General features: G+C 51.5%; 1 protein-coding gene. It reads right to left on the reverse strand.

The features are described from left to right. A partial coding sequence (gene nlpI / locus R7P64_RS24485) for a lipoprotein NlpI (protein ID WP_318124222.1) occupies positions 1–549 on the reverse strand: 549 nt, incomplete at its 3' end. Positions 550–561 lie beyond the last annotated feature (12 nt).

Genomic DNA, 561 nt, shown 5'->3' on the forward strand with positions numbered 1-561 from the left:
CTGCTCAGCGAGCGAGGTGTTATCCGTCGCGTCTGCCTTCAGACGAGTCATCAGCTCTTTTTCGCTAATGTCGCCAAGGTAGAACTCGGCCATGTTCCATCCCCAGTGCTCTTTACCCGACGTGGTTAGGCGCTCTCTGAGTGCTTCAAGCGCCCGCTTCTCGTCGAGTTTACGCTCGGCGATATAAAGCCACAGGCTACGGAAAGGATCATTGGGATCGTCTTGATAAAACGCCAGCAGATCATCTTGCGCTAACTTAGCCCGGCCGCCGTAATACAGGGCGATACCGCGGTTCAAGTGCGCGTAGTTGTAAGTTGGATCAAGCTCAGGTACAGAATCAAACGCTTCATAGGCAGCATCAAAATTGCCTGCCTGCGTTAAGTAAATGCCTAAGTAATTGAATACTTCAGGCATATCCGGTCGGATTGCCAGCGCTTGCGAAAAATCGTTACGCGCTAATGCCCTCAGACCGAGACTATCATACAACACTCCGCGCTCATATAAAAGCTGTGCGCGTTCGTCATCGGTTAAAGCCCGACTGGCAAGGATTTAGATCGGAAG

This window comes from Vibrio sp. 2304, from assembly GCF_033339475.1.
In the GTDB taxonomy this organism is placed as follows: domain Bacteria; phylum Pseudomonadota; class Gammaproteobacteria; order Enterobacterales; family Vibrionaceae; genus Vibrio; species Vibrio alginolyticus.